19 protein-coding genes and 1 pseudogene are annotated in these 26743 nt (G+C 65.2%); 12 read left to right on the top strand and 8 right to left on the bottom strand.

What is annotated here, in order from left to right; translation table 11 throughout:
- Positions 1-16 precede the first annotated feature (16 nt).
- On the bottom strand, positions 17-865 hold the full coding sequence (locus ACIQXM_RS01020) for an SDR family oxidoreductase (protein WP_400926297.1): 849 nt from the start codon (positions 863-865) through the stop codon (positions 17-19).
- A gap of 867 nt (positions 866-1732) precedes the next feature.
- Between ACIQXM_RS01020 and ACIQXM_RS01025 the strand changes: the two genes are divergently transcribed.
- The 7 genes and pseudogenes from ACIQXM_RS01025 to ACIQXM_RS01055 all read left to right on the top strand — a co-directional run bounded on the left by ACIQXM_RS01025 (position 1733) and on the right by ACIQXM_RS01055 (position 8771).
- Positions 1733-3328, top strand: coding sequence for an acyl-CoA carboxylase subunit beta (locus tag ACIQXM_RS01025; protein WP_400926300.1), 1596 nt, complete (start codon positions 1733-1735; stop codon positions 3326-3328).
- Positions 3325-3585 (top strand): acyl-CoA carboxylase subunit epsilon, encoded by a 261-nt coding sequence (locus ACIQXM_RS01030; RefSeq protein ID WP_400926303.1) that lies wholly within the window; start codon positions 3325-3327, stop codon positions 3583-3585. Before ACIQXM_RS01025 ends, ACIQXM_RS01030 begins: the two co-directional genes overlap by 4 nt.
- 82 nt (positions 3586-3667) lie before the next feature.
- Positions 3668-5392, top strand: a complete 1725-nt coding sequence (locus ACIQXM_RS01035; RefSeq protein ID WP_400926306.1) for a DUF885 domain-containing protein — start codon at positions 3668-3670, stop codon at positions 5390-5392.
- Between the two features lie 300 nt (positions 5393-5692).
- The gene (locus ACIQXM_RS01040) at positions 5693-7072 is read left to right on the top strand and encodes a dicarboxylate/amino acid:cation symporter (protein WP_400927694.1); all 1380 of its coding nucleotides are present in this window, start codon (positions 5693-5695) and stop codon (positions 7070-7072) included.
- 372 nt (positions 7073-7444) lie between these two features.
- A complete protein-coding gene (locus ACIQXM_RS01045; protein ID WP_400926309.1) occupies positions 7445-7702 on the top strand; it encodes a hypothetical protein in 258 nt (85 codons plus the stop codon).
- A pseudogene (locus ACIQXM_RS01050) lies at positions 7703-7945 on the top strand (cation:dicarboxylate symporter family transporter); the annotation flags it as partial.
- 190 nt (positions 7946-8135) lie between these two features.
- Positions 8136-8771, top strand: coding sequence for a Maf family protein (locus ACIQXM_RS01055; protein ID WP_400926312.1), 636 nt, complete (start codon positions 8136-8138; stop codon positions 8769-8771).
- A gap of 141 nt (positions 8772-8912) precedes the next feature.
- Here ACIQXM_RS01055 and ACIQXM_RS01060 read toward each other — a convergent pair whose 3' ends face one another.
- Positions 8913-9581 (bottom strand): endonuclease domain-containing protein, encoded by a 669-nt coding sequence (locus tag ACIQXM_RS01060; RefSeq protein WP_400926315.1) that lies wholly within the window; start codon positions 9579-9581, stop codon positions 8913-8915.
- 494 nt (positions 9582-10075) lie between these two features.
- Here ACIQXM_RS01060 and ACIQXM_RS01065 point away from each other — a divergent pair, with 494 nt between their 5' ends.
- On the top strand, positions 10076-11956 hold the full coding sequence (locus ACIQXM_RS01065) for an acetyl/propionyl/methylcrotonyl-CoA carboxylase subunit alpha (RefSeq protein ID WP_400926318.1): 1881 nt from the start codon (positions 10076-10078) through the stop codon (positions 11954-11956).
- A gap of 85 nt (positions 11957-12041) precedes the next feature.
- Here the strand turns inward: ACIQXM_RS01065 and ACIQXM_RS01070 are convergent, their stop codons facing one another.
- Together ACIQXM_RS01070 and ACIQXM_RS01075 are read right to left on the bottom strand one after the other, a co-directional pair.
- Complete coding sequence (locus ACIQXM_RS01070) at positions 12042-13445, bottom strand: MFS transporter (RefSeq protein ID WP_400926321.1); 1404 nt, start codon at positions 13443-13445, stop codon at positions 12042-12044.
- An 815-nt stretch (positions 13446-14260) separates the two neighbouring features.
- Positions 14261-15664 (bottom strand): NAD(P)H-quinone dehydrogenase, encoded by a 1404-nt coding sequence (locus ACIQXM_RS01075; protein ID WP_400926324.1) that lies wholly within the window; start codon positions 15662-15664, stop codon positions 14261-14263.
- Between the two features lie 94 nt (positions 15665-15758).
- Between ACIQXM_RS01075 and ACIQXM_RS01080 the strand changes: the two genes are divergently transcribed.
- Positions 15759-16559, top strand: coding sequence for a purine-nucleoside phosphorylase (locus ACIQXM_RS01080; RefSeq protein ID WP_400926327.1), 801 nt, complete (start codon positions 15759-15761; stop codon positions 16557-16559).
- Between the two features lie 53 nt (positions 16560-16612).
- Complete coding sequence (locus tag ACIQXM_RS01085) at positions 16613-18373, top strand: phospho-sugar mutase (protein ID WP_400926329.1); 1761 nt, start codon at positions 16613-16615, stop codon at positions 18371-18373.
- A gap of 24 nt (positions 18374-18397) precedes the next feature.
- Here the strand turns inward: ACIQXM_RS01085 and ACIQXM_RS01090 are convergent, their stop codons facing one another.
- The 3 genes from ACIQXM_RS01090 to ACIQXM_RS01100 all read right to left on the bottom strand — a co-directional run bounded on the left by ACIQXM_RS01090 (position 18398) and on the right by ACIQXM_RS01100 (position 21538).
- The gene (locus tag ACIQXM_RS01090; protein WP_400926332.1) at positions 18398-19969 is read right to left on the bottom strand and encodes a putative bifunctional diguanylate cyclase/phosphodiesterase; all 1572 of its coding nucleotides are present in this window, start codon (positions 19967-19969) and stop codon (positions 18398-18400) included.
- Complete coding sequence (locus tag ACIQXM_RS01095) at positions 19962-20243, bottom strand: STAS/SEC14 domain-containing protein (RefSeq protein ID WP_400926335.1); 282 nt, start codon at positions 20241-20243, stop codon at positions 19962-19964. The genes ACIQXM_RS01090 and ACIQXM_RS01095 overlap by 8 nt, the downstream gene beginning before the upstream one ends.
- A 251-nt stretch (positions 20244-20494) precedes the next feature.
- The gene (locus ACIQXM_RS01100; RefSeq protein ID WP_400926338.1) at positions 20495-21538 is read right to left on the bottom strand and encodes a hypothetical protein; all 1044 of its coding nucleotides are present in this window, start codon (positions 21536-21538) and stop codon (positions 20495-20497) included.
- A gap of 453 nt (positions 21539-21991) precedes the next feature.
- On the opposite strand from ACIQXM_RS01100, the gene deoC reads away from it, so the two are divergent.
- Together deoC and ACIQXM_RS01110 are read left to right on the top strand one after the other, a co-directional pair.
- On the top strand, positions 21992-22666 hold the full coding sequence (gene deoC / locus ACIQXM_RS01105) for a deoxyribose-phosphate aldolase (RefSeq protein ID WP_400926341.1): 675 nt from the start codon (positions 21992-21994) through the stop codon (positions 22664-22666).
- A gap of 38 nt (positions 22667-22704) precedes the next feature.
- A complete protein-coding gene (locus tag ACIQXM_RS01110) occupies positions 22705-22956 on the top strand; it encodes a hypothetical protein (protein WP_400926343.1) in 252 nt (83 codons plus the stop codon).
- Between the two features lie 111 nt (positions 22957-23067).
- Here ACIQXM_RS01110 and mfd read toward each other — a convergent pair whose 3' ends face one another.
- A complete protein-coding gene (gene mfd, locus ACIQXM_RS01115) occupies positions 23068-26697 on the bottom strand; it encodes a transcription-repair coupling factor (protein ID WP_400926346.1) in 3630 nt (1209 codons plus the stop codon).
- Positions 26698-26743 lie beyond the last annotated feature (46 nt).

A 26743-nucleotide genomic window follows, 5' to 3' on the forward strand; every position in this document is an offset into this window, starting at 1 on the left:
GCGCGGGCTGTACTGCTTAGAGGAAGAAGTCCTGCATGAGCTGGTCCTCGGGAGCGCCGAGCGAATAGGGGCGGAAGTCGGAGATCCCTTCTTCGCGCAGCACCTGCTCGTCGGTGTAGAAGTTGCCCGTGGCTTCGCGGCTGGGCCGGGTCAGCACGGCATGCGCGGCGTCGGCCATGATGTCGGAGCTGCGCGAGGCCGCTGCCATGCTCTCACCGCCGAGGTTGCGGATGGCTGCAGTGTCGATCGAGGTGACCGGCCAGAGCGAGTTGACCGCGATGCCGTCGTTCCGGAGTTCTTCAGCCAGGCCGAGCGTGGTCAGCGACATTCCGTACTTCGCCATGGTGTAGGCGAGGTAGGAACCGGCCCACTTGGGATCAAGGTTCAGCGGCGGGGAGAGTGTGAGGATGTGGGGGTTTTCCGAGCGGCGCAGGGCGTCGAGGGAGAACTTGGAGAGCATGAAGGTGCCTCGGGCGTTGATGTCGGCCATGAGGTCGTAGCTCTTCATGGTCACGTCATCGGTGCTGCGCAGGTCGATCGCGGAGGCATTGTTGACGACGATGTCGATGCCCCCGAAGGTATCCACCGTTTCGGCCACGGCGCGGGTGACGTCGTCGTCGTTCCGCACATCGCCAATAATCGGCAGGGCCTTGCCGCCTGCGGCCTGCAGCTGCTCGGCGGCGGTGTAGACAGTGCCCTGCAGCTTGGGGTGCGGCTCGGCAGTTTTGGCCATGATGGCGATATTGGCGCCGTCGGCCGCTGCGCGCAGGGCGATGGCCAGACCGATGCCGCGGCTGCCGCCGGACATCAGGATGGTGCGCCCGGACAGGGAGCGCGTGTTCACGAAGGGTGTAGTCGAGGTCATACGGACAGGGTAATGCACCCGGCGGGAATATGTTACTCGTCAGTAACATCGCCTCCGGCCGGAATCGCCGGGCCCCGGTGCACTTCGGCGCCTGCGAGTTCGTCGTTTGTACACATAACGGCCCCTCTCCATGCCCGTTGTACAGATAACGGTCCTAAATCGGTTCCTTAGACCCGTTATCTGTACAACCAACCAATATTCGTACAGTCCTCACCGGCACCGGCGGGAGTCCGCCACATCCACCTAAGGTTCCGCGGGAATGGTGTAGTTGGACCCCGCCGCGAGGCCGAACCAGCGGCTCCCCACAAGATGGGCGGCAGGGCCCCAGACCCTGTGAAGCCATCACCTCAGGGGAGACCTGTCCTTCGTGCAGATAAGGGTGGTATCCAAATTCCTTCGTGCAGCTCCTGGGCTCATACCGAGCAAAAAGCTTGTGTTGGCCCCGGTATCTGCACAGAGAATCTCAACCTCCCGGCTTTAGGCCCGTCAGCTGCACGAAGGATCGCAGCAGCCCGGTTTTGGGCCCGTCAGCTGCACGAAGGATCCCAGCTCCACCTGGCCCAACGGTGCCTCGCCGGGCGGGAGGGCCCGCCACCGCCGCCAGGTTCCGCCGTGTCCAGCGAAGTACCCCGCCAGCTGGAAACCTCTGCGTGCCACAACACTTCCGGGCACCACCGGGAGAGGTGTCGCACCACTCAGGCCAAGGCCTGTGGCGCGAAATTGTAGGATCCCTACACCGGGGGCGGACGAATGCCCTCACTAGACTGGATAAATCGCCGTGTGCGTTGTGCAATTCCTACTTAACGCAGAAATTCGCATCACCACTGCACGGCGAACGCCCCACCCACTCAGCACTCCGGAGACCAGATGAGCATCGACCAGGACCTTGATCTGCAGACCACAGCGGGCAAGATCGCGGAGTACCGCCGCCGCCAGGCACAGGCAGAAATGCCGTCCGGGCCGGCAGCCGTAGAGAAGCAGCACGCCCGGGGCAAGCACACCGCCCGCGAGCGCATCGAGATGCTGGTTGATGCCGGATCCTTCGTCGAGTTCGACGCCCTGGCCGTGCACCGCTCCACCGCGTTCGGCATGGAAAAGAAGAAGCCGCTGGGCGACGGCCTGGTTTCTGGCTACGCAACGGTGGACGGCCGCCCGATCGCCGTCTACAGCCAGGACTTCACCGTGTACGGCGGCTCGCTGAGCCAGGTCAACGGCGAAAAGATCGTCAAGGTCCAGGAACATGCGCTGCGCAACGGCTGCCCCGTCGTCGGCATCCTGGACGGCGGCGGCGCCCGCATCCAGGAAGGTGTCGCCTCGCTGGCCATGTTCGCGGACATCTTCCGCAACAACGTCCACGCATCCGGCGTGGTCCCGCAGATCTCCCTGATCATGGGTCCGTCCGCCGGCGGCGCCGCCTACTCCCCTGCGCTCACCGACTTTGTGGTCATGGTGGACAAGACCAGCCACATGTTCATCACCGGCCCGGACGTGATCAAGACCGTCACCGGCGAGGACGTGGATATGGAAACCCTCGGCGGCGCCCGGCAGCACAACACCAACACCGGAACTTCCACTTACCTGGCCTCCGATGAAGAAGACGCCATCGAGTTTGTGCGCGAGCTGCTGGACTTCCTGCCCTCCAACAACCTCGCCGAGGCTCCGCTGGCCGCTTTTGCCCCGGACATGGAACTGAACGACGGCGACCTCGCCCTGGACGAGCTCATCCCGGACTCCGCCAACCAGCCCTATGACATGCGCGCCGTCGTAGAACAGGTGCTCGACGACGGCCACTTCCTGGAGATGCAGGCCCTGTACGCACCCAACGTGATGATGGGCTACGGCCGCGTCGAGGGACACACGGTGGGCATCGTCGCAAACCAGCCGCTGCAGTTCGCCGGCACCCTGGACATCGCCGCGTCGGAAAAGGCCGCCCGGTTTGTCCGCCACTGCGATGCCTTCAACATTCCCATCCTCACCTTCGTGGACGTTCCTGGCTTCCTGCCGGGCACGGACCAGGAGTTCAACGGCATCATCCGCCGCGGCGCCAAGCTGCTCTACGCCTACGCCGAGGCCACCGTTCCCAAACTCACCGTCATCACCCGCAAGGCGTACGGCGGAGCGTACATCGTCATGGGTTCCAAGAAGCTGGGCGCGGACCTGAACCTCGCCTGGCCCACGGCCCAGATTGGCGTCATGGGCGCCCAGGGCGCGGTGAACATCCTCTACCGCGGCCAGCTCAAGCAGGCGGCCGACGCCGGTGAGAGCGTTGAGCAGGCCCGCGCGGATTACATCACCCAGTACGAAGAAGAGCTGCTCAACCCGTACCAGGCCGCCGAGCTGGGTTACGTTGACGCCGTCGTCGCGCCGTCCGAAACCCGCCTGCAGCTCATCCGCGGCCTGCGCGCCCTGCGGGACAAGCGTGCCTCGCTGCCCGCCAAGAAGCACGGGAACATCCCGCTGTGACGGCCTGGGATATGCCGGACACCTGGGGCCGGGAGCAGCAGGCCGCACCGCCGCAGCCGCCGCTGTTCTCCGTGCTCGGCGGGAATCCGTCGGACGAGGAGCTGGCGGCGCTGGCCGCCGTCGTCATGGGTCTCACGGCCGACGACGGCGTCTCCCGCCCCGCGCCGGAATCCGTCCGCCGCACGTGGCACCGGCGCCGGATGCTCAGCCTCGCACCCAAGCCGGGCCCCGGTTCCTGGCGGCGCAGCTTCCGCTAGCCGGCTGCCCGGAGCATCTGTTTGCGTTACGTTGGGATTTCATTCATCCGGGAATGTCCGAGGGACGCGTTAGGCTTCACCTGTGACCCAACAGACTCCTTCATCAGATCCCCTGTCCTTCACTGGCTCGCACAACCGCCAGCCGACCGCCATCGACGCCGTTGCCGATGCGTTCACTGAGACGCTGCTGCAGCTGGACCCCTCCCTGGCCACTTCGCTGGGGATTCCCGGCCACGAAACCGAGTACGCGGACTATTCCCCTGCCGGACTTGAATCCGCTGCCGAAGCCATCCGCGAGACGCTGGAACGCCTGGACGGCCTGCAGCCGGCCGACGACGTTGACCGCGTCACCCTCGACGCCATGCATGAGCGCCTGGGCCTGGAACTGGAGATCCATGCCTCCGGCTGGAACCTCGCGGACCTGAACAACATCGCGTCACCGGCCCAGGAAATCCGCTCCATCTTCGACCTCATGCCCGCAGCCACCATCGAGGACTGGCAGCACATTGCCGGACGCCTGCACAACGTTCCGGATGCCGTCTCCGGCTACATCACTTCCCTGCGCGCCGGGAAGGAACGCGGCCTGCTGCCGGCCCGCCGCCAGGTGCTGATCGTCATGGAACAGACCACCAAGTACGCCGAGGACGGCGGCTTCTTTGACAGCTACGTCTCCGGCGCCGCGCTGGCCGACGGCGGTGCCCTGCCCGACAGCCTCACCGATGCGCTGCGCGCCGGTGCCGACGCCGCCCGCGCCGCCTACCGCAACCTGGCCGCGTTCCTGGAAAACGAACTGCTGCCCGAGGCTCCGGAAAAGGATGCCGTGGGCCGCGAGCGCTACGCCCTGATGTCCCGCCGCTTCCTGGGCTCCGCCGTGGACCTGGAAGAGACCTATGCCTGGGGCGTTGCCGAACTGGACCGGATCATTGCCGAGCAGGAAGCCGTTGCCGAGCAGATTAAGCCCGGGGCCACCGTTGAGGAGGCCATGCGACTGCTGGACGAGGATCCCGAGCGGCAGCTGCACGGCACCGCCGAACTGCAGGCCTGGATGCAGGGCCTGGCGGACCGTGCCGTGTCCGACCTCGCCGGCACCCACTTCCAGATTGACGGCCCCATGCGCGAAATCGAGTGCATGATCGCCCCCACCCAGGAAGGCGGCATCTACTACACGGGCCCCAGCGACGACTTCAGCCGCCCGGGCCGCATGTGGTGGTCCGTTCCCGCCGGCGAAGACACCTTCACCACGTGGAAGGAAACCACCACGGTCTACCACGAGGGTGTGCCGGGCCATCACCTTCAAATCGCGACGGCGACGGCGGCCCGCGGCCTGCTGAACAACTGGCGCCGCAATATCTGCTGGGTTTCCGGACACGGTGAGGGCTGGGCCCTGTACGCCGAGCGGCTCATGGATGAGCTGGGCTACCTCAGCGATCCCGGAGACAAGATGGGCATGCTGGACGCCCAGCGCATGCGGGCCGCCCGCGTGGTCTTCGACATCGGAGTGCACCTGGAACTGGACATCCCCGAACGCTGGGGCTCCGGCACCTGGACCGCCGAAAAGGGCTACGAATTCCTGAAGCAGAACATCGCCATCTCCGAGGGGCAGCTGAACTTCGAGTTCACCCGCTACCTTGGCTGGCCCGGACAGGCCCCCGCCTACAAGCTGGGCCAGCGCCTCTGGGAGCAGATCCGCGACGAGGTGCGCGCCCGCGAGGGCGAGGACTTTGACCAGAAGCGCTTCCACACCCGGGCCCTGGAGCTGGGCTCCGTTGGCCTGGACACCCTGCGCCGGGCGCTGCTGGAGGCCTAGGACCGGCCTCGGCTTGAGGATCCGCTCCGGCAGCAGCTGACGGCGGCATTTGCAGGACTGCAGGTGCCGGTGCATTCAGCGACATTCCTCACAGCCAGCTGCGGAATAACCCCCGGGACAGGCGATGCGCCGCCATGTTCCGGGGGTTTTCGCATGATCTGCCGCAGATGAGCTCCATGGAAGCACGTAACATTTCGCAACGGGCAATCGTATCTGGTAGTGGAGCCCCGCTACTGTTTCAGAGTGACCACACAGACCCCCTCCCCCAAGACATCGGCCGGCCGACGGCTGCCCCACTGGATGACTGCCTTCGGACCGCAGATCATTGCCGCCCTGGTGGCCGGCCTGCTGCTGGGCCTGCTGGCCAAGAACATGGGCACCGCCGGCGACGGCGAGCCCAACTGGCTGACGACCACCCTGAACACCATCGGCACGAGCTACGTCTCGCTGCTGAAGGCCGCCGTCGTCCCCCTGATCTTCACCGCCGTCGTGAGCTCGATTGCGAACCTGCGCGCCGTGTCCAACGCCGCCCGCCTGGCCTGGCAGACCCTGCTCTGGTTCGCCATCACCGCGCTGATCAGCGTGGTCATCGGCATCCTGCTCGGCGTCATCCTGCAGCCCGGCAGCAACGCCGACGTGTCCGGCAAGGATTACACCGGCAGCCAGGGCAGCTGGGTCGGCTTCCTGACCGGCCTGGTTCCGGGAAACTTCCTGGGTCTGGGTGCCAGCTCCAAGGTTGCGGAGAGCGGTGATGTCAGCACCAGCGTGAGCTTCAACGTGCTGCAGATCCTGGTGATCGCCATCGCCGTCGGCATTGCAGCCCTGAAGGTCGGCAAGCCGGCCGAACCGTTCCTGGCCCTGAATGCCTCGGCCCTCGCCGTGATCCAGAAGGTCCTCTGGTGGATCATCCGCCTGGCCCCGGTGGGCACCATCGGCCTGATCGGCACGGCCGTGGCCACCTACGGCTGGGACACCATCGGCTCCCTGGGCATGTTCGCCCTGACCATCTACATCGGCCTGTTCCTGGTCCTGTTTGTGGTCTACCCGGTGCTGATCAAGTCCCACGGCTTGTCCGTCCGCCAGTGGTTCTCCGGCGCCTGGCCTGCCATCCAGCTTGGCTTCGTGTCCCGTTCCTCGGTGGGCACCCTGCCGCTGACGCAGCGCGTCACCGAGCGCAACCTCGGCGTCTCGCGCTCCTACGCCTCCTTTGCCGTGCCGCTGGGCGCCACCACCAAGATGGACGGCTGCGCCTCAATCTATCCGGCCGTCTCCGCGATCTTCGTGGCCCAGTTCTTCGGCATTGACCTCAGCTTCACGGACTACCTGCTGATCGCCCTGGTTTCGGTGCTGGGTTCGGCCGCGACCGCCGGAACCACCGGCGCCGTCGTCATGCTGACCCTGACGCTGTCCACTCTGGGCCTGCCGCTGGCCGGCGTGGGCCTGCTGCTGTCCATCGATCCGATCCTGGACATGGGCCGCACCGCCGTGAACGTTGCCGGACAGACTGTGGTCCCGGCAATCGTCGCCAAGCGCAACGGGCTGCTGGACGCTGCCGTGTACAACGCCAAGCGGACCGGTGATCCGTTTGCGGATGACTCCGCGGAGGTTGCCGCTGAGGTGACCGACGCCGTCGAGGCCACGGTGCCCGGCTCCGCTCCCGTCACCGCCCAGACGCGTTGATCTGCTGACGCGTTGATTCACTGACGCGCTGCAGCTACGAACTGTTGCAGCTCCGAAGGCCGCTCCAGATTACCGGGGCGGCCTTCCGTGTTCCGGCTCCGGTTCGGTCCTCTGTTCCGGCTGCTTGCTCCGTCCGCATGTGCGGCCGCCTGCACCGGTCCCTGTTCCGTGCTGGACCTGGACCCCGACACTGCGGCCCGGCTGGTGGAACGTTATCGTGACCAATGGGGTCCGCACACCCAACCGGCAGCCTTCGCCCGGAGGGTCGCCTCAGAACAGTGGGCAAACGAGGCATGGCCCGACTAGGCACCACCGACAACATCACTATTTCCAGAAGACACAAAACACCATTCATAAGAAAGCAGACACATCATGGCTGAAGAACTCATCGTCATTGAAAGCGGCTACAAGATGGCCTCCAACAACCACAAGATCCTGACTCTTGGCCCCTTCAGTGCGTCCGAGGCGCAGGAAAAATACCAGGAGCTGCTCTCGGGGACCTCCTCGGAACTGCCTGCCGCCAAGAACACCACGGTTGTCACCGTCTCAGAACGCCAATTCCTGCGCGTCCGCAACGGACTCACCGGTGCGACCATTCTGGACCGGGTCACCCGGGGCACAGTGGCTTAGCTTTACCCCGTCCTCATCAAGGCCCATGGCCTCTCCATCCGCCAGTGGTTCTCCGGCGCCTGGCCCGCCGTTCAGCTGGGCTTCGTTTCCCGCTCCTCCGTGTGCACCCTGCCGCTGACCCGGCGCGTCACCGAGCGTAACCTCGGCTTACCCCGGGCCTACGCGTCCTTCGCCGTTCCCCTGGGCGCCACCGCCAAAATGGACGACTGCGCCTCGATCTGCCAGGCCATCTCCGCCATCTTTGGCGGACGCTCAGGCGCGTTGATTTACTGACGCTGATTCACTGATTGTTGTCGCTGCGAAGGCCGCTCCGGCTTACCGGAGCGGCCTTCTTGCGTTCCGGGCGGGTGTTCCGGCTGCCTGCACCGGACCGGCTCCTCACCGCTCGTTCGCACCGGCCGGGCTGCGCGCACCCTCGGGCTAGGCTTGAGGGGTGACTGATCTGAACCTCATCCTCGCTTCCGCTTCCCCCGCCCGCACCAAGCTGCTGACCAACGCCGGCATCGCCCACAGCGTCATGGTCTCCGACGTCGACGAAGACGCCGTCACCGCGCGCTACGGCACTCCGGACCCGCATGACACCGCCCTGCTGCTGGCCCGTGCCAAGGCCGAAGCCGTTGCTGCGCTGCCTGAGGCCGAGGGATCCCTCGTGGTGGGCTGCGACTCGGTCTTCGAATTCGAGGGCGAAGCCCACGGCAAGCCCTGGGAGCCCGAGGTGGCCCGCGAGCGTATCCGCCGGATGAGCGGAAACGTGGGCGTGCTGCACACGGGGCACTGGCTCGTGGACTGCCGGGACACGGATGACGACGGCGGATCGGGCGCCACGCTGGGCGGCGTCAGTTCCGCCTCGGTGCACTTCGCCAAGCTCACCGACGAGGAAATCGACGCCTATGTCGCCACCGGAGAGCCCCTGCAGGTGGCAGGGTCCTTCACGATCGACTCCCTGGGCGGAGCGTTCATCGAGAAGGTTGTGGGCGACCCGCACGCCGTCGTCGGTCTTTCCGTCTCGATGCTGCGCGAGCTTCTGGCGAGCGCCGGCGTGAAGATCACGGACCTCTGGGACCGGTAAACCCCTTCGCTCCCGTCCGTTGTACAGATAACGGCCCCATTCCGGGTGCGTGCCCGTCTGTTGTACAGATAACGGCCCCATTTCGGGTTCAGAAGCCCGTTATCTGTACAACGAACGGCTCCCCCTGAGCGAAGGACCTGCTTAGAACGGGCGCCAACCGGCCATGGACAGACCCCGGCGCACCTTTGCTCTGACGGCGCGCTGCCCCAGGGCCAAATCTGTCTTGCTGATTTTGACTTGCACCCAACCGAGCTCAGCCGTTTTCAAGTCCCGATAATGGTCCCGGGCCTGCTGCTCCGGAGTGAGGTGGTGGGCGCCGTCGTACTCCAGGCAGGTGCGGAACTCATGGCAGCCGAGGTCCGACCAGATCTGCGCTTTTCCGTGCTCGTCGCAAATGGCGACGTTGGGTACAAACTCGGGCATCTCCGGATCATTCGACAACATGAGCCGTAGCAGGGTCTCGGGCGGGGAGTCCACGCCGACACGAAGGTGCTCCAGCGCGGATTGGCACTTTCGGAGATGGGCCACGCGCTTCTTGCCCCCGATAAAGGCCCGCAGGTCATCCAAGGGAACGAGTGCGTGTCGTGCAGGACCGAAACTCCGGTGGTGAGCGCTCACTATCTGGTCGCCCATGACAATGAGTTCTTCCGCAGACAGCAGCCCCGCGAGATCCAGCCAGGTTCGCGCGATACCTGTCACGGCAAGGCCCGCAACAGTGCTCAGGTCTTCGGAGCTCAGGTCCAGCCGGTGACCTTCAACATTTCTTCTCCTCGGCTTGCCTTTTCCGGATGCGCGGCTCAGGTGAAGCACGGGTTCTTCCGCCAAACGGCGCGGCAACACCAGGCCATGGAGCCTTGCCGCAGTGGAATGACTGATGACGGCATCCGGGAGCAGATCCACGTACGGTCGGCAGCTATTGGCCAGATTCCCCGCCGCATCGCGGGGAATCCGAATGGAACGACTAGGAGTACGAAGGTCAGCGGCACGGAGACGTCCAACCCCGACTCCCAGCGCTTTGGCTTCGCCGACGGTAAAGGGCCGTTCTCCCAGCCGACGAGGGAGAGCGTTCGGCTGTCTCATACATTCCATAAATCATTTCCGGCCGGCTTTCGGGCCTTCTGCAGGCTTCGCTGAGTACAACCAGGTCCCGGCATCTACCTGTGCAGGGACACCCGGAGAGCCGGCCCAGTTGTAGGTTCCCCACAACTAAACGCCGCGTCCCACGCAGAAACAGCACGCATTATGGCCGGAAACCACAAAATCGCGCTAGGCTCCGAGAAGATCAAAAGGAGCCAGTGCATTCAATGAGCCAGTTCAACCCCGCACCCGCCGGCAGCCCCGAGGGATCCACGCAGGACACCCTGCAGGACCAGGACCGCCCGCAGACCAGTACCCCGAACACCCGAAGCATCACCAAGGTCCTGATCGCCAACCGCGGTGAAATCGCCGTCCGCGTCATCCGTGCAGCGCGCGATGAAGGCCTCGCCTCCGTTGCCGTCTACGCCGATCCGGACCGGGACGCCCTGCACGTCCGCCTCGCTGATGAGGCGTATTCCCTGGGCGGGAGCACCGCAGCGGAGTCTTACCTGGACATGGGGAAGATTATCGACGCCGCCCGCAAGTCGGGCGCGGACGCCGTCCACCCCGGCTACGGCTTCCTGTCCGAGAACGCCGAGTTTGCCCAGCGCGTCATCGACGCCGGCCTGACCTGGATCGGCCCCTCCCCGTACTCCATTTCCCAGCTCGGCGACAAGGTGCAGGCCCGCCACATCGCGGCCAAGGTTGGCGCACCGCTGGTTCCGGGCACCGCAGATCCGGTGAAGAACGCACAGGAAGTCCTGGACTTCGCGGACACCCATGGCCTGCCGCTGGCCATCAAGGCAGCTTTCGGCGGCGGCGGGCGCGGTATCAAGGTGGCCCGCACCCGCGCTGAAATCCCCGAGATGTTCGAGTCGGCCGTCCGCGAGGCCACGGCTGCGTTCGGCCGCGGCGAGTGCTTCATCGAGCGGTTCCTGGACGCCCCGCGGCACGTGGAAACCCAGTGCCTCGCCGATGCGCACGGCAACGTCGTCGTCGTCTCCACCCGCGACTGCTCGCTGCAGCGCCGCAACCAGAAACTGGTGGAGGAGGCTCCGGCCCCGTTCCTGACCGAAGAGCAGAACCAGCGCCTCTACGCCGCGTCCAAGGCAATCCTGCGCGAAGCCGGTTACCAGGGTGCGGGCACCTGCGAGTTCCTCGTGGGCACCGACGGCACCATTTCCTTCCTCGAGGTCAACACGCGCCTGCAGGTGGAGCACCCGGTGTCCGAGGAAGTCACCGGCCTTGACCTGGTCCGCGAGCAGTTCCGCGTTGCCCGCGGCGAGGAGCTCGGCTACGGCGACCCCGAGGTCCGCGGCCACGCCTTCGAATTCCGCCTGAACGGCGAGGATCCGGGCCGCAGCTTCATGCCCGCCCCCGGCACCGTGGACACCTTCAAGCTGCCCACCGGTCCGGGCGTCCGCGTGGACTCCGGCATCGAAGCCGGTGAAACCGTCGGCGGAAACTTCGACTCCCTGCTGGCCAAGCTGATCATCAGCGGCGCCACCCGCGAACAGGCTCTCCAGCGCGCCCGCCGTGCCCTGGCCGAAATGGAAATCACCGGCATGCCCACCGTGCTGCCCTTCCACGCCGCAGTGGTGTCGCACCCCGATTTCGCCCCGGAAGAAGGCCCGTTCAAGGTCCACACCCGCTGGATCGAGACGGACTTCGTCAACGAGATTCCGGCCTGGTCCGGCGAGCAGAGTTCACGGAACGACGACGGCGGCCGCCAGCGCGTCACCGTCGAGGTCGGCGGCAAGCGGCTCGACGTCGTGCTCCCTGCCGGGCTGGGCGGCAACGGCTCGAACGGCGCAGCAGGCCGCGGTGCCGGCGCCAACGGCAAGGCCCGCAAGTCCTCACGCAGCCGCGGCGGTGCCAACCCGGCTGCAACGGGCGCGGACCTGACGTCCCCCATGCAGGGAACCATCGTCAAGGTGGCCGTGCAGGATGGTTCGGTAGTCGCTGAGGGCGATCTCGTCGTCGTGCTGGAAGCCATGAAAATGGAGCAGCCGCTGACTGCACACAAGGCCGGCACCGTGTCCGGGCTGACCGCGCTTCCCGGCGCCACGGTCTCCGCCGGTGCAGTAATCGCCTCGATCCTGGACTAGGACTTCCTGCCGGCAGGACTTCCGGCAACAACAAAACGGCTCGGCCCCCTAATCGGGAGCCGAGCCGTTTTCGTTGGTCCAGGACTTAGCTGGAGTGGTTCGCGTAATCCACGTTCTTGGTGTCCTTGGTGACAAACAGGGCGATCAGCGTGAGCACTGCCATAGAGGACAGATAGACGCCCACCAGCCACGGGCTGCCGTCCGCTGCCTGCCACAGGGCCACGGCGATGAACGGAGCCACGGCCGCACCCAGGATCGAGGAAACGTTGTAGGCAATGGCCGAGCCGGTGTACCGAACGTTCGTGGGGAACAGTTCCGGCAGCATGGCGCCCATCGGCCCGAAGGTCAGGCCCATCAACGTGAAGCCGATGATCAGCAGCGCCATGACACCTGCAGTTCCGCCGTCGAACAGCGGCGAGAACGTGAACCCGAAGATGAAGATTCCGGTGGTCACCAGCAGCAGCGTCTTGCGGCGGCCGAACTTTTCGGCCAGCGGGCCGGAGACCAGCGTGAAGATTCCGAAGAACACCACGCCCACAATCAGCATGAGCAGGAAGTCGTTGCGCGCGTAGCCCAGGCCGGCGGCGAAGGTGTCCGGGTCAAAAGTCTTTCCCGCCTTCTCTGCGGCGGCCCGTGCTGCGTCCTCGCTCTTGGCGGCGGTGCCGTAGGAGAGGGTGAACGTGGTCATCAGGTAGAACAGCACGTACGTGGCCAGCATGATGAACGTGCCGGCGATCATCTGGCGCCAGCTGTACTTGAACGCCCGGCTCAGCGGCAGCTTGCTCACTTCACCGGAATCGACCACCTTCTGGAAGGCCGGGGTCTCCACCAGCTTGAGGCGCACGTACAGGCCAATGATCACCATGACGGCGCTGGCCAGGAACGGGATGCGCCAGCCCCAGGCGTCGAACTGGTCGGCGTCCAGCTGGTAGCTCAGCAGCAGGAACAGTCCGTTCGCGAGGATGAAGCCGATGGGCGCGCCAAGCTGCGGGAAGGTTCCCCACACCGCGCGCTTGTTTGCCGGGGCGTTCTCCGTGGCCAGCAGGGCGGCGCCGGACCATTCCCCGCCAAGGGCCAGGCCCTGGGCAAAGCGCAGGACCACCAGCATGGCCGGAGCCAGGATGGTCCAGCCGTCCGTGGCAGTAGGCAGGCAGCCGATCAGGAAGGTGGCAATTCCCATGGTCAGCAGCGATGCCACCAAGGTCCCCTTGCGCCCCACCTTGTCCCCGAAGTGTCCAAAAATGATGGATCCCAGCGGACGGGCAACAAAAGCCACGCCGAAAACGGCGAACGAGCTCAGCAGAGCCGTGACGCCTTCCGCATTGGGGAAGAACAACCTCGGGAACACAAGGACGGCCGCCGTGGCATAGACATAGAAGTCGTAAAACTCAATGGACGTTCCAACGAGGCTGGCAACAATCACCCGGCCCTTGGTATTAGCCTTGGCCGGCGCCGGTGCCGGCACCGCAGAGGGATTCGTAGTAGACATGAGGAGTCTTTCTCAGGTGGGAGTGAGGTTATCGACAATGCTAGAAGCTCCATCCCACCATTCGGACATTGTGTCCACAATATGGACTATGTTTCTTTTCAGGAGTCTTCAGCGCCTGACGACGGCGGCCGGCACCTCTTGGGGCTATCGCTGCCGACTCGACCCTTCGGTCAGATTCCGGGCTCAAACGGGGCCTGCCCAAATCCTCCGTGCAGATACCGGGCTCAAACGGGGCCTCCACCAATCCTCCGTGCAGATACCGGGCTCAAACGGGGCCTGCCCAAATCCTTCGTGCAGATACCGGGCTTAAACAGGGTCTCCACCAATCCTTCGTGCAGATACCGGGCCCAAACAGGGCCTCCCCAAACCCTCCGTGCAGATACCGGGCCCAAACAGGGCCTCCCCAAATCCTCCGTGCAGATACCGGGCCTAAACAGGCGGTATACCGCGAAATAGGCCCATTATGTGCACGAAGGTATTTTCATGGCCCCGTTACCTGCACGGAGGACTCCCCTTACCCACATCCGGCCCCACGCCCGCTCCCCACGCCCGCTCCCCACATCCCGCTCCCGGAACCCCGCTCCCCCGAACCTGGATCACCCCGAGAGCCCCCTTCCGCCGAACCGGCGCAGATCACCAGGCAGGACTCCGTGACGCACCCACAGAAGCCTTCCCGGCAACAGCAACCGCAACAGCACCCGGACCCGGCACGGACAACGGCACCACGAACACCCGAGGCACAAAAAAGCCCGCATCCGCAGCGAAACAAATCCACCGCGGATGCGGGCTCAACAACTTCAGCCGGCCGGGAAAAGCTACATATGCACGTGCAGGCGCCGGGCAGCCTCGGAAATGGACCCAGTCAGCGACGGGTACACAGTGAAGGTGTTCGCCAGGTCATCCACGTGCAGCTTCTGCGTGACGGCAATGGAGATCGGGAAGATCAGCTCGGATGCACGCGGACCCACCACCACGCCGCCGATCACGGTGCCGGAACCCTTGCGCGCAATGATCTTCACGAAGCCCTCCTTGACCTCCATCATCTTGGCCCGGGCATTCGTGTGCAGGGACAGCTTGATGACGTCGCCCTGGTAGCGTCCGTCCGCAATGTCCTGCTCGGAAACACCCACGGAGGCAATCTCGGGCGAGGTGAAAATGTTCGAGGCGACGTTCTTGAGCTTCAGCGGCTTCACGCCGTCGCCCATCAGGTGCGCAATGGCGATCCGGCCCTGCATGGCGGCCACGGACGCCAGGTTGAACACTCCGGTGCAGTCGCCGGCGGCGTAGACATTGGAGGCCGTGGTGCGCGAGACGCCGTCGACCTTGATCTGGCCGCGCTCGTCGAGCGCCACGCCGGCTTCCTCCAGGCCGATCCCCGCAGTGTTGGGAATGGCGCCCACAGCAACGAGGCAGTGGCTGCCCTCGACGGTGCGACCGTCCTCGAGCTGCACCACCACGCCGTTGCCGGTGTTCTTCACGCTGTCCGCGCGGGAGCGGTTCAGCACGGTCATCCCCCGGTGCTGGAAGACGTCTTCCAGCACGACGGCGGCATCGGCGTCTTCGCCGGGCAGCACGCGGTCGCGGCTGGAGATCAGGGTGACCTTGGTGCCCAGGCCGTTGTACGCGGACGCGAATTCGGCCCCGGTGACACCCGAGCCGATGACGATGAGGTGCTCGGGGACTTCCGTGAGGTTGTAGATCTGCTTCCAGGTGAAGATGCGTTCGCCGTCGGGCATGGAGGAATCCAGCTCGCGCGGGTTGGCACCCACGGAGATCAGCAGGGCTTCGGCCTCCACGGTCTCGGTGCCGCTGTCCGTGGTGACTTCGATGGTGCGGTTGTCCAGCAGCCGGCCGTCTCCGATGATGACCTTCACGCCCACACGTTCCAGCGTGGTGCGGATGTCATTGGACTGTTCCTTGGCCAGCGCCAGCAGGCGCTTGTTGACCATCTTTAGGTCGGCCACCGCGGGCTGGCCGCTGGTGCCGAAGTCCACGCCCAGGCTGGAAGCGGAGGCGAAGCGGGTCATCACGTCCGCGGTCGCAATCAGTGTCTTGGACGGAACGACGTCGGTCAGCACGGCGGAACCGCCCAAACCGTTGCGTTCCACAATGGTGACGTCCGCGCCGAGGGATGCGGCTACCATGGCAGCCTCATATCCGCCGGGGCCGCCGCCGAGGATTGCGATTTTTCGAGCAGTGAAATCAAGTTGGGTCGTCACAGTTGTCCATTCTGTCCCATCCCCGGCGCCCGCTCAAACGCCGACAGTTCCCTGCAACTGCTGAGGGTGGCGGATATCACGGTAAGTTGGACGGGTGAACAATGATCCTTTTGAACTAGCCCAGCAGGCCGCCAAGTACATTGCCGAAGAAACCGGCGTGCCCAGCCACGACATTGCCCTGGTCCTCGGCAGCGGCTGGGGTGAGGCCGCCGACCTGATCGGCGAGACCACCGCCACCCTCAGCGCAACTGACATCCCCGGATTCTCCGCCCCTGCCGTGCAGGGCCACGTGGGCACCATCCGCTCCGTCCTGACTCCCTCGGGCAAACGCGCCCTGGTCCTGGGTGCACGCACCCACTACTACGAGGGCAAGGGCGTCCGCGCCGTCGTCCACGGAGTGCGCACCGCAGCCGCTGCCGGCGCCAAGACCATGGTCCTGACCAACGGCTGCGGCGGCTTGAACCCCAGCTGGAAGCCCGGCACGCCGGTGCTGATCAGTGACCACATCAACCTCACGGCCGCGTCTCCGCTGGAAGGTGCCACCTTCGTGGACCTGACGGACCTGTACTCCTCCCGCCTGCGGGACCTGGCCCGCACCGTAGACCCCACCCTGGATGAGGGCGTCTACGCACAGTTCACCGGACCGCATTACGAAACCCCGGCCGAAGTCCGGTACGCCAAGACCATCGGCGCCGACCTGGTGGGCATGTCCACCGCCCTCGAAGCCATTGCCGCCCGGCACGCCGGCATGGAGGTTTTCGGCATTTCCCTGGTCACCAACCTGGCCGCCGGCATCAGCGACGAGCCGCTCAGCCACGCCGAAGTCCTGGAATCCGGAGCCGCCGCCGGCCCCCGCATCTCCCGGCTGCTGGCCGACATCATCGGCAAGCTCTAACCCAGCTGCCTCTCCCGCACATCCCGAACTACCCCGATCCGTAGGTATTCCCCATGACGCTAAATCCCACTGAGCTCGCCGAGCTCGTGACCGCCGCCAAGAGCTGGGCGGATGAAGATCCCGATCAGGCCACGGCCGCGGAGCTGCGGGCCCTGCTCGCCGCCCTGAGCACCGATGCCCCCGCAGCGGCAGCCGCCGCCGAGGAGCTGGCAGACCGCTTCGCCGGAACACTGGAGTTCGGCACCGCCGGACTGCGTGCCGCCCTCGGTGCCGGACCGCGCCGGATGAACCGCGTGGTGGTGCGCCGCACCGCCGCCGGAATTGCCTCCTTCCTGCAGGACGCTTCCGGTGACAGGTACACGCCCAGCGCCGTGATCGGCTACGACGCACGGCACAACTCGCATGCCTTCGCCCTGGAGACCGCTGCCGTGTTCAGTGCCGCCGGGATCGAGACCTTCCTGCTCCCCTGCACGCTTCCGACGCCGGTGCTCGCCTACGCGGTCCGCGCCCTGGATACCGACGCCGGTGTCATGGTCACCGCCAGCCACAACCCGGCAGCGGACAACGGCTACAAGGTTTACCTGGGCGGGCGGACGGTAAAGGGACCCGGCAAGGGGGCGCAGATTGTTGCACCCTACGACGCCGAGATTGCCGCACGCATTAACTACGACGTGCCCCTGGACAGCATCGAGACGGCACCCGAGGGCTGGACTGATGTCTCCGAATCCATCGTCGCGGACTACACCAGCGTGGTGGACCGGCTGGTGGCCCAGGAGCACTATCCGGAGCGGGACCTGAAGATTGTCCTGACCTCGCTGCACGGCGTGGGCGGCGCCACCATGAAGGCGGCCCTGAAGGGCGGCGGTTTCTACAGCGTCATCCCCGTGGCTGCCCAGGCGGAGCCGGACCCGGACTTCCCCACGGTGGCGTTCCCGAACCCCGAGGAGCCCGGCGCCCTGGACATGGCGCTGGCAACCGCCGTCGAATACAACGCGGACCTGGTCATTGCCAATGATCCCGACGCCGACCGCGTGGCAATTGCCGCTAAGAATCCGGCCGACGGGCAGTGGCGGATGCTGCGCGGAGACGAGGTGGGTGCCCTGCTGGGCGCTCACCTGACCCGCCGCATCAAGTCCGGCCAGTGGAAGGTCCGCGGCGAAAAGGCGCGTTCCGGCGCCGTCTTCGCGAACTCCATTGTGTCCTCCCGCCTATTGGCCCGCATTGCCGGGGATGCCGGGTTTGCGCACGTGGAAACCCTCACCGGGTTCAAGTGGATCTCCCGGGTGCCGCAGCTGACCTACGGGTATGAGGAGGCGCTGGGTTACTGCGTGGCTCCCGGCCTGGTCCGGGACAAGGACGGTATTTCCGCCGGCCTGCTGCTGGCCGAGCTGGCCGCAGCGCTGAAGGCCGACGGGCGCACCCTCTTTGACGAGCTGGATGACCTGGCAGTGCGGCACGGCCTGCACCTGACGGACCAGCTCTCAGTCCGGGTGGAGAACCTGGACCTGATCGGGACCATGATGAACCGGCTGCGTGAGCAGGGACCTGCCTCGCTGGGCGGCTCGCCGGTGGATTCCGCCGTCGACCTCGCGGTGGGCTCCGCTGACCTGCCGCCCACCGACGGCATGTTGTACCTGACGGCGGACAACACCCGCGTCATCATCCGGCCCTCCGGCACCGAGCCCAAGCTCAAGTGTTACCTCGAGGTGATTGTGCCGGTGGATGCCGCCGCGGACCTTCCGGCCGCGCGCGGGCAGGGACGGGCCCGGCTGGATGCAGTCCTCGCCGATGTGAAGACCGCCCTGGGGTTGTAAATTCGCGGGCCGCCGGCTGTTCCTTTAGGAAAGGGCGCCGGCGGCTTTCGGGAGTACGACGGCGGCATCGGGCAGGGCGCGGCCCTCGCGCAGCAGGGCGGTCACCTGATCTGCCCGGACGGGTCTGCTGAAGTAGTAGCCCTGCCCGCTGCAGCAGCCCATTTCCTGCAGCCGGCGGGCCTGCTTGGCGGTCTCGATGCCCTCGAAGACTGCTTCCATTCCGGCAGCGCGGATCAGGTTGTGCACGGCGTCGACAAACCGCAGCTGGCCGTCGTCGCCGTCGATGTCCGCAATCAGTGTCCGGTCCACCTTCACCGTGTCCACGGGAAGCCGCCGCAGGTAGCTGATCGAGGAATACCCCGTGCCAAAATCGTCAATTGCCAGGCTCACTCCCAGCGCCTGCAGGGACCGCAGCGAGTAGGTCTCCACATCGCCTCCGGAGATGAAGGCACTTTCAGTGATTTCCAGGATGAGCTCACCGGCCTGCGAACCGGTTTCCCGCAGGCTCCCGCGGACAAAGTCCACCAGGTCCATGCTCTGCAGTTCCGCCGCTGCCAGGTTCACCCGCAGGAGAAAGTCTTCCCCCGCAGGTACGAGCGGGCGCCAGCGGGCCAGCTGTTCCAGGGCGGCCCGGAGCACCCACCGGCCAATGCTGACAATCAGCCCCGTTTCCTCGGCCAAGGGGATAAAGGCATCCGGCATGACCTGCCCCCGCGTGGGGTGGTTCCACCGCACCAGGGCTTCAACACCCTGCATCCGGCCGGTCGAGAGGTCCACCACGGGCTGGTATTCCAGGAAGAATTCACCATGGGGCAGGGCCCGGCGAAGCTCCTGCGCCATATCCCGGCGCAGCTGCCTGCTGTAGAGCATCACCGGTTCAAAGACCTTAATCCGCCGGTGCACGTCTTCCTTGGCCGCATACATTGCGGTGTCAGCGCGCAGCAGAATCCCGCCGGCATCCTCGAGGGGAGCGGCCAGATGAATGCCGATGCTCGCCCGCGGCCACACGTCCACGTCTTCCACCAGGATGTGCTGCTTCAGGGCCTCCGTGATTGTTGCTGCCGCTTTCCGGGCCTGCTGCACCGTGGACACCGGCAGCAGCACGGCAAACTCATCTCCGCCCAAGCGGGCAACGAAGGTCCCGGTGCCCGCTGCCTCCACGAGCCGCCCGGCGATTTCGATCAGCACCAGGTCCCCGGCGTGGTGGCCGAAGCTGTCATTGATGTCTTTGAAGTTGTCCAGGTCGATCATGAGGAGCGCCGGGCCGGGCTCCCCGTCCTTTCGCCCGCGGACTGCTGCTTCCAGTTTCTGGTGGAGCGAAGAGCGGTTGCCGACTCCGGTGAGCGGATCCGCCATGGCCATCTGCTGCATGGTCAGATGGGCTTCCTGCAGCTCACGGGTCCGTACCTCCACCCGCTCTTCAAAGTCCGCATACACCTCGTTGAGTTCCCCGGCCAGCAGGTTGATGCCGGTGATCACGGCGTCCACCTGGTCCCGCGCCGGAGAAACCGGGATGTAGGTATTGAGGTCCCCGGAGGCCATGCGGATGATGCCTTCAACAACCTGGCTCAGCCGGTCATCTCCAGCCTCAGGCAAGTTTCGTCTTCCTCTTCAACCAAGCCAGGGCCTCCCGCTCGGTGGAGAAGTAGCGGGTGGGGCAGGGCTCACTCATTCCGCCGAGCCGGAAGTTCGCAATGACCCGGTCCACGGGCGTGACGCCGAGGACGGCGACGGCCGTCAGGGTCTCCGCGGCACTGAAGATGGTGCGGGCGCTCCGCGTGACAGCCTCCACTCCGCTTAGCACCAGCAGCAGCGGAACTTTCCGTGCACCGGCAAGCCGGGCAATTGCTGAGGCGGCGGCTTTTGCCATGGCTCCGGTCACTACTTCCCCGGGCGGCAGCACGAGGACAAGATGTCCTTCGGGTGCGGCCCTGACGCTAAATCCTGTGGTGCCGGTAAAGGTTGCGGTGTCCGGAAAGCTGTTGCATCCTTCTCTTTCCGTAGATCTTTGCTGTGCCAAACTTCCCCCCAGAAGCGTCACGGCTTTCTGCACACTGACTCCGCAGCATCCCGTTCCGCGCTTAGACCAAATCCCTGCTTTTGCTTCCCCCGGACTACTGCTTAGGCTGTTGCTGAAGCGCCGGTAATGCTCTTTATAAGATTGCGGGCCTCAAGCGCCCTGCGCTGCGAGCCGTGCCCGATAAACACCTTTTCAGCATGGGCTGCAGCAATCAACGCTTCATCATTCCGCCCAAGCTCATGCAAAGCAAGGGATGAAACATATTCCACCTCTGCCAAGGTGTGCTCCGGCAGAAGTTCTTGGTGAGCCAGGATTTCCAGCGTTATCTCAGCTGCCTCAGATGCTGCACCGCTGAGAACAAGCCAGTGGGCACGCGCAGTGGCAATCTCCAGTTCGAGGATCGGGCTTCCGCCGGTCACCGAGTTGGCAAGTTCAGCGCGTTCAATACACGCGAGGGTTTCCTCATCCACAACGCCAGCGATAAGGCGTGCGTGCGCTGAACCCTTATTAAAGAACGCCCACGTATTTACGTCATTGCCGGGAGCCAAGTTCTCCGCTGCCAGCGCATGATAATAGATACCGTTTTCGGGATCTTCGTTCAGAAAGGCAACGTTTCCAACTGCCCAGTACGCCTTTCCGGCAACTCGCTGATTGTCGACGTCACCGGCCAACTCTGCCATCTTCAGTGCGTAGGTCCAGGCTTCCTGCTCACGGCTGCTTTCCGCCAAGGCGGCAACCAAGCCATGGAGCATTTCAACTTCCTCAACTTTGTCAACCAGTCCGGATACGTCGATGGCGGCAGCCTCCATGGCCACGACAAGCGATTCACCGGTGTGGCCCAAGGCTTCCAATGCTCTTGAGTGCAGGACCTTTGCCCGCTTGACCAATACGCGGTCGCCCTGCACAGCGGGATTCTCTGCCAAGTCCTTTGCACTGGCAGCGAATTCCTGCACCATACCCAGCTCCAATTGGCACTCGGCCAGGAGGAAGGTCATCCGCCAATAGCCGGTGACGTCTTCCTTCCCCAGCGCTTCATCAGCGGCAATCGTCGCGTGATCCAAGGCAGCCTTGTAATCCCGGCGGTCCCAGTGCAAACGCGCTCGATACTCATTCAGCATTTGGTCGACAGAGTTGTTCAATTCCACGGCACCTTACTTTGCACTCATCCATCGATGTGTTCCGCCTTAGACTACTCCAAGTTGCAGCCGGGCTAGCGGCACGCGTCATTTCTCTCAGATCTTGATTCGATTGGGGCGAAGCAGCGAAAAATGAACGTAAATGTTACCGGTTAGGTCTCGTTTTATTTGAGAAAATCGGTAATGCTTACTGAGTTGTTATCTACTACTTGGAGGAATCAGATGAAAAAGCTCGGATCCGCTCTTCTACTCGCAGCGACCATTGCCGTTGTGGGTGCGGCAGCACCCGCGTCTGCCGCCGGTCTCAGCGCAGGACCGTCCGTAGTCAAGCCGCAGACAATTTTTCCTGTCAGTTTCGATTAGCAGCAATCGTATGGCCGGGCGTCGTCGACCGACGATTCCCGGCCATACGTATATCCGGCACCGAAAACGGCAATGCACCCCTGTGGCAAGATAGAGGGCATGCCTAATGCCATTGCCTCATATATCGACCACACGCTCCTCAAGCCCGAAGCGAGCCGTGAAGACATCCTGAAAGTCTGCGCCGAAGCAGCCGAATACGGATTCAAGTCCGTCTGCGTCAACCCCCTGTGGGTTGGCACCGTGCGCAATGCGCTCAAGGGCAGCGGCGTGCTGACCTGCTCGGTCATCGGTTTCCCCCTGGGCGCCACCACCACCGAGGTGAAGGTCTTCGAAGCCCGCGGTGCACTGCAGGACGGCGCGGATGAGATCGATATGGTTATCGACATCGCCGCAGCCCGCCGCGGTGACCGCGAAACACTGGTCCGGGACATCGCCGCCGTCGCCGATGAGGTCCACACCGGCGGAGGAATCCTCAAGGTCATCATCGAGACCTCCCTGCTCACGGACGAGCAGAAGGTCCTTGCCTGTGAAGCAGCCGTGGAAGCGGGCGCCGATTTCGTGAAGACCTCCACCGGATTCAACGGCGGCGGAGCCACTGCCAAGGACGTCGCCCTCATGCGCCGGACGGTCGGACCGGACCTGGGAGTCAAGGCTTCCGGAGGTGTCCGCTCGCGCGAAGATGCGCAGGCTATGATCGACGCCGGAGCCACGCGTATCGGAGCAAGCTCAGGTATCGCTATTGTTAACGGTGGGAACGCCGCGTCGGACTACTGATCCGCGGCTACTGAACACTTTGCGAAACGGAGAAAACCATGGCAGGAACACGGGCCAAGCAGCCCACGCACTCGGGTGAAGGGCACCTTGGCAGCAACCTGGTCAGCTTTATCATCTACCTGGCGATCTTCCTCGTCGGTCTGTACTCGCTGACCTGGCTGAGCCTGGACAACGTCTGGCCGATGGCTATCTGCCTGGGTCTGTGCACGCTTGCTTACTTTGTGCCGTTTGTCACGGGCCGCTCCGACACGGCCAAGATCCTGGCCGAGGGCCGGGCTGCAGGCAAGTAGCAGCACCCCTTAAACAACATCTGCACGCAGCCGGTCCGGCTGCGTGCAGATGTGTTTAACGGCCCGGGCACCCATGGCGGGGCCCCATATCAGAGGCCCCGGCCGGCAGGGTCACTCCTTGAAAACGGCGTCCACCACCTGCTGCGCCCAGGCCAGGATCTCGGCGTCCACCAGATCCCGGCCACCAATGCGCGCGGTCTTCGGCTTGGGCACCAGCACGGCGTTCAGCGCCGGCTTCACCTGGGCCCCGGGGTACATCCGCTGCAGCCGCATCACGCGGGACTCGGGCAGGTCCCCGGGGGCAAACTTGATGAAGTTGCCCTGCAGCGCAACGTCCGTCAGTCCCGCCTCACGGGCGCCCACCCGGAACCGGGCCACATCAATGAGGTTCTTCACGGCCAGCGGCGGCTCGCCGTAGCGGTCCACCAGCTCTGCCAGCACCTCGTCAATGGCCTCGTACGTCACCGCGGAGGCCAGCTTCCGGTAGGCCTCCAGCCGCAGCCGCTCCCCCGGCACGTAATCGTGCGGCAGGTGCGCATTGACCGGCAGCTCGATCTTCATTTCGGCGGCCTTTTCCTCGGCCTCCCCGCGGTAGTCCGCCACAGCCTCACCCACCAGCCGGATGTACAGGTCAAAACCGACGCCGGCAATGTGCCCCGACTGTTCCCCGCCCAGCAGGTTGCCCGCACCGCGGATTTCCAGGTCCTTCATGGCCAGCTGCATGCCGGCGCCGAGCTCGTTGTGCGTGGCCACGGCCTTGAGCCGTTCCAGCGCCACTTCACCCAGCGGCTTCTCCGACGGATACAGGAAGTACGCGTACGCCCGTTCCCGGCCGCGGCCCACGCGTCCGCGCAGCTGGTGCAGCTGGGACAGGCCAAAGTGGTCCGCACGGTCCACAATCAGGGTGTTGGCGTTGGAGATGTCCAGCCCGGTTTCAATGATGGTGGTGCACACCAAAACGTCAAAGCGCTTCTCCCAGAAGTCCACAATGATCTGCTCCAGGCGGGATTCGCTCATCTGTCCGTGCGCGACGGCGATGCGCGCCTCCGGGACCAGCTCCTGCAGGTGTGCGGCGGTACGGTCGATTGAAGACACCCGGTTGTGCACAAAGAACACCTGGCCTTCGCGCATCAGCTCGCGCCGGATCGCGGCCGAGGCCTGCCGGTCCGTATACGGGCCCACGTAGGTCAGCACCGGGTGCCGTTCCTCCGGCGGGGTGGCCAGCGTGGAGGTTTCCCGGATGCCGGTCAGGGACATTTCGAGCGTGCGGGGAATCGGCGTGGCGCTCATGGCCAGCACATCCACGTTGGTGCGCATCTTCTTCAGCGCTTCCTTGTGCTCCACGCCAAAGCGCTGTTCCTCATCCACAATCACCAGGCCCAGGTCCTTGAACTGGACTTCCTGCGAAAGCAGCCGGTGCGTTCCGATCACCACGTCCACGGAGCCGTTCTTCACGCCCTCAATGGTTTCCTTGGCCTGCTTGGCGGTCTGGAACCGGGACAGGGATTCCACCCGCACCGGGAAGCCGGAGAAGCGTTCGCCGAAGGTTTCCATGTGCTGCTGGGCCAGCAGCGTGGTGGGCACCAGCACCGCTACCTGCTTGCCGTCCTGCACGGCCTTGAACGCGGCGCGCACCGCAATTTCGGTCTTGCCGTAGCCCACGTCGCCGGAGACCAGCCGGTCCATGGGAACTTCCTTCTCCATGTCCGCCTTGACCTCGTTGATGGTGGTCAGCTGGTCAGGGGTTTCCACGTATGGGAAGGCTTCCTCCAGCTCACGCTGCCAGGGCGTGTCCTTGGCGAATGCGTGCCCCTTGGAGGCCATCCGCGCGGAGTAGAGCCGGATCAGTTCGCCGGCGATCTCCTTGACGGCCTTTCGGGCCCGGGACTTGGTCTTCGCCCAGTCCGAGCCGCCCATCTTGGACAGCGCCGGGGTTTCCCCGCCCACGTAGCGGGTGATCTGGTCCAGCTGGTCGGTGGGCACAAACAAGCGGTCCCCGGGTGCGCCGCGCTTGGCCGGGGCGTATTCGAGCACCAGGTACTCGCGCACGGTTTTGTTCTGGCCGGCGCCGGTGGCGCGCTGGATGAGTTCCACAAACCGGCCCACACCGTGCTGCTCGTGCACCACAAAGTCGCCCTCGTGCAGCTGCAGGGGGTCGACGGCGTTGCGCCGCTTGGAGGGCATCTTGCGCATGTCGCGGGTGGAGTAGGCGCTGGCCCGGCCGAGCAGGTCCGCTTCGGTCAGCAGTCCCGTCTTGAGCCCGTCAAAGACGTAGCCCCGGCCCGCGCTGGCGGTGGTGATGGAGATGATGCCCGGTGCCGGTTCGGTGTCCAGGGATTCGGTGAGCGCGGCGGGAATGTCATTGTCGCGGAACAGCTCGGCCAGGCGGGAGGCCGGGCCGGGGCCTTCGGTGACGACGACGACGCGCCACGCATCGCGGACGCGGGAGCCGATGAACTCCATCATTTCCGCCACGTCGCCCTGGTAGCCGCGGGGTTCGCGGGCGTTGATGGTCAGGGTGTCGATGTCCAGGACGGTTTCATCGTCCGGGTTGAAGGAGGTGATGGACCACCAGCCCACCGAGTTGGCCAGTGCTGCGGAGCGGGTGTCGGCCAAAGACCGGAAGCTGGCAGCCTCCAGATCCGCGCTGATGCCGGCGGACAGATCCAAAGGTGCGGCACCGCCGTCGGACGCAGTGGCCCAGGCGGCGGCGAGGAATTCCTCGTTGGTGGCAGCCAGGTCGTGGGCGCGGGCACGGACCTTTTCGGGTTCGATCACCACGGACAGGGAGCCGGCGGGCAGCTGGCTCATCAGCGGCACCATTTCATCCACCAGCACCGGAGCCAGGGATTCCATGCCCTCCACGGCGATGCCGCCGGCAATCTTCTCCAGCATGTCCGCCGCGGCGGGCATCTGGGACTGCAGCTTCGCGGCGCGGCTCATCACCGACGGCGTGATCAGGATTTCGCGGCAGGGCGGGGCATACAGCTCGGTGGGCTGGGTGATGTGCGGTCCGGTGAGGGTGCGCTGGTCGGCGACGGCGAACCAGCGCATTGAGTCCACCTCGTCGCCGAAGAAGTCAACGCGGATCGGATGGTCCTCGGTGGGCGGGAAGACGTCCAGGATGCCGCCGCGGACGGCGAATTCGCCGCGGTGGGAGACCATGTCCACGCGTGCATAGGCGGCCTCGGACAGAGCTTTGACGACGTCGTTGAAGGGCCGCTCCTCCCCCACCTTCAGCGTGACCGGCTGCAGATCGCCGAGTCCGGCAACCAGGGGCTGGACGACGGCGCGCACCGGCGCCACGATCACGGAGACGGGATGGCCTTCGGGGTGGGCCAGCCGGCGCAGGACGGACAGGCGCCGGCCCACCGTGTCCGAGCGGGGCGACAGGCGCTCGTGCGGCAGGGTTTCCCAGGACGGGAATTCCTCGATGCCGGCCAGCGGCAGGTAGGACCGCAGCGCTGCGGCCAGGTCCTCGGCCTCACGGCCGGTGGCCGTCACGGCGAGCACCACCGGCGGTGCGGCCGCAGCGTTGGCGGGGGTGCCGTCGTCGGCCGCGTCCTTGGCTGCTTGGGCCAGCCCGTCCACCATTTCCGCCAAAAGCGCCGCCCGCATTCCCTGCGGGGCGCCGATCTGCAGGTCTTCGCTGCGGCGTTCGGGGGTGCGCGAGGCGAGGGTTCGCACCCGTGCGTAGGACGGGTCTTCGGCCAGGGCGGCGCGCAGTCCGTTCAGGCTCATGGGGAGGGGCTCCTTGACGTGAAACAACGCAAATAACCCGAAGTTC

The sequence above is a fragment of the Arthrobacter sp. NPDC097144 genome (assembly GCF_044762205.1).
GTDB lineage: Bacteria > Actinomycetota > Actinomycetes > Actinomycetales > Micrococcaceae > Arthrobacter_B.

Excerpts from the sequence above, each read along its gene's own strand:
- deoC (WP_400926341.1), top strand. The coding sequence starts at position 21,992 with ATGCCTAATGCCATTGCCTCATATATCGACCACACGCTCCTCAAGCCC.
- ACIQXM_RS01040 (WP_400927694.1), top strand. The coding sequence starts at position 5,693 with ATGACTGCCTTCGGACCGCAGATCATTGCCGCCCTGGTGGCCGGCCTG.
- ACIQXM_RS01020 (WP_400926297.1), bottom strand. The coding sequence starts at position 865 with ATGACCTCGACTACACCCTTCGTGAACACGCGCTCCCTGTCCGGGCGC.
- ACIQXM_RS01070 (WP_400926321.1), bottom strand. The coding sequence starts at position 13,445 with ATGTCTACTACGAATCCCTCTGCGGTGCCGGCACCGGCGCCGGCCAAG.
- ACIQXM_RS01025 (WP_400926300.1), top strand. The coding sequence starts at position 1,733 with ATGAGCATCGACCAGGACCTTGATCTGCAGACCACAGCGGGCAAGATC.
- ACIQXM_RS01110 (WP_400926343.1), top strand. The coding sequence starts at position 22,705 with ATGGCAGGAACACGGGCCAAGCAGCCCACGCACTCGGGTGAAGGGCAC.
- mfd (WP_400926346.1), bottom strand. The coding sequence starts at position 26,697 with ATGAGCCTGAACGGACTGCGCGCCGCCCTGGCCGAAGACCCGTCCTAC.
- ACIQXM_RS01085 (WP_400926329.1), top strand. The coding sequence starts at position 16,613 with ATGACGCTAAATCCCACTGAGCTCGCCGAGCTCGTGACCGCCGCCAAG.
- ACIQXM_RS01045 (WP_400926309.1), top strand. The coding sequence starts at position 7,445 with ATGGCTGAAGAACTCATCGTCATTGAAAGCGGCTACAAGATGGCCTCC.
- ACIQXM_RS01095 (WP_400926335.1), bottom strand. The coding sequence starts at position 20,243 with ATGGCAAAAGCCGCCGCCTCAGCAATTGCCCGGCTTGCCGGTGCACGG.
- ACIQXM_RS01065 (WP_400926318.1), top strand. The coding sequence starts at position 10,076 with ATGAGCCAGTTCAACCCCGCACCCGCCGGCAGCCCCGAGGGATCCACG.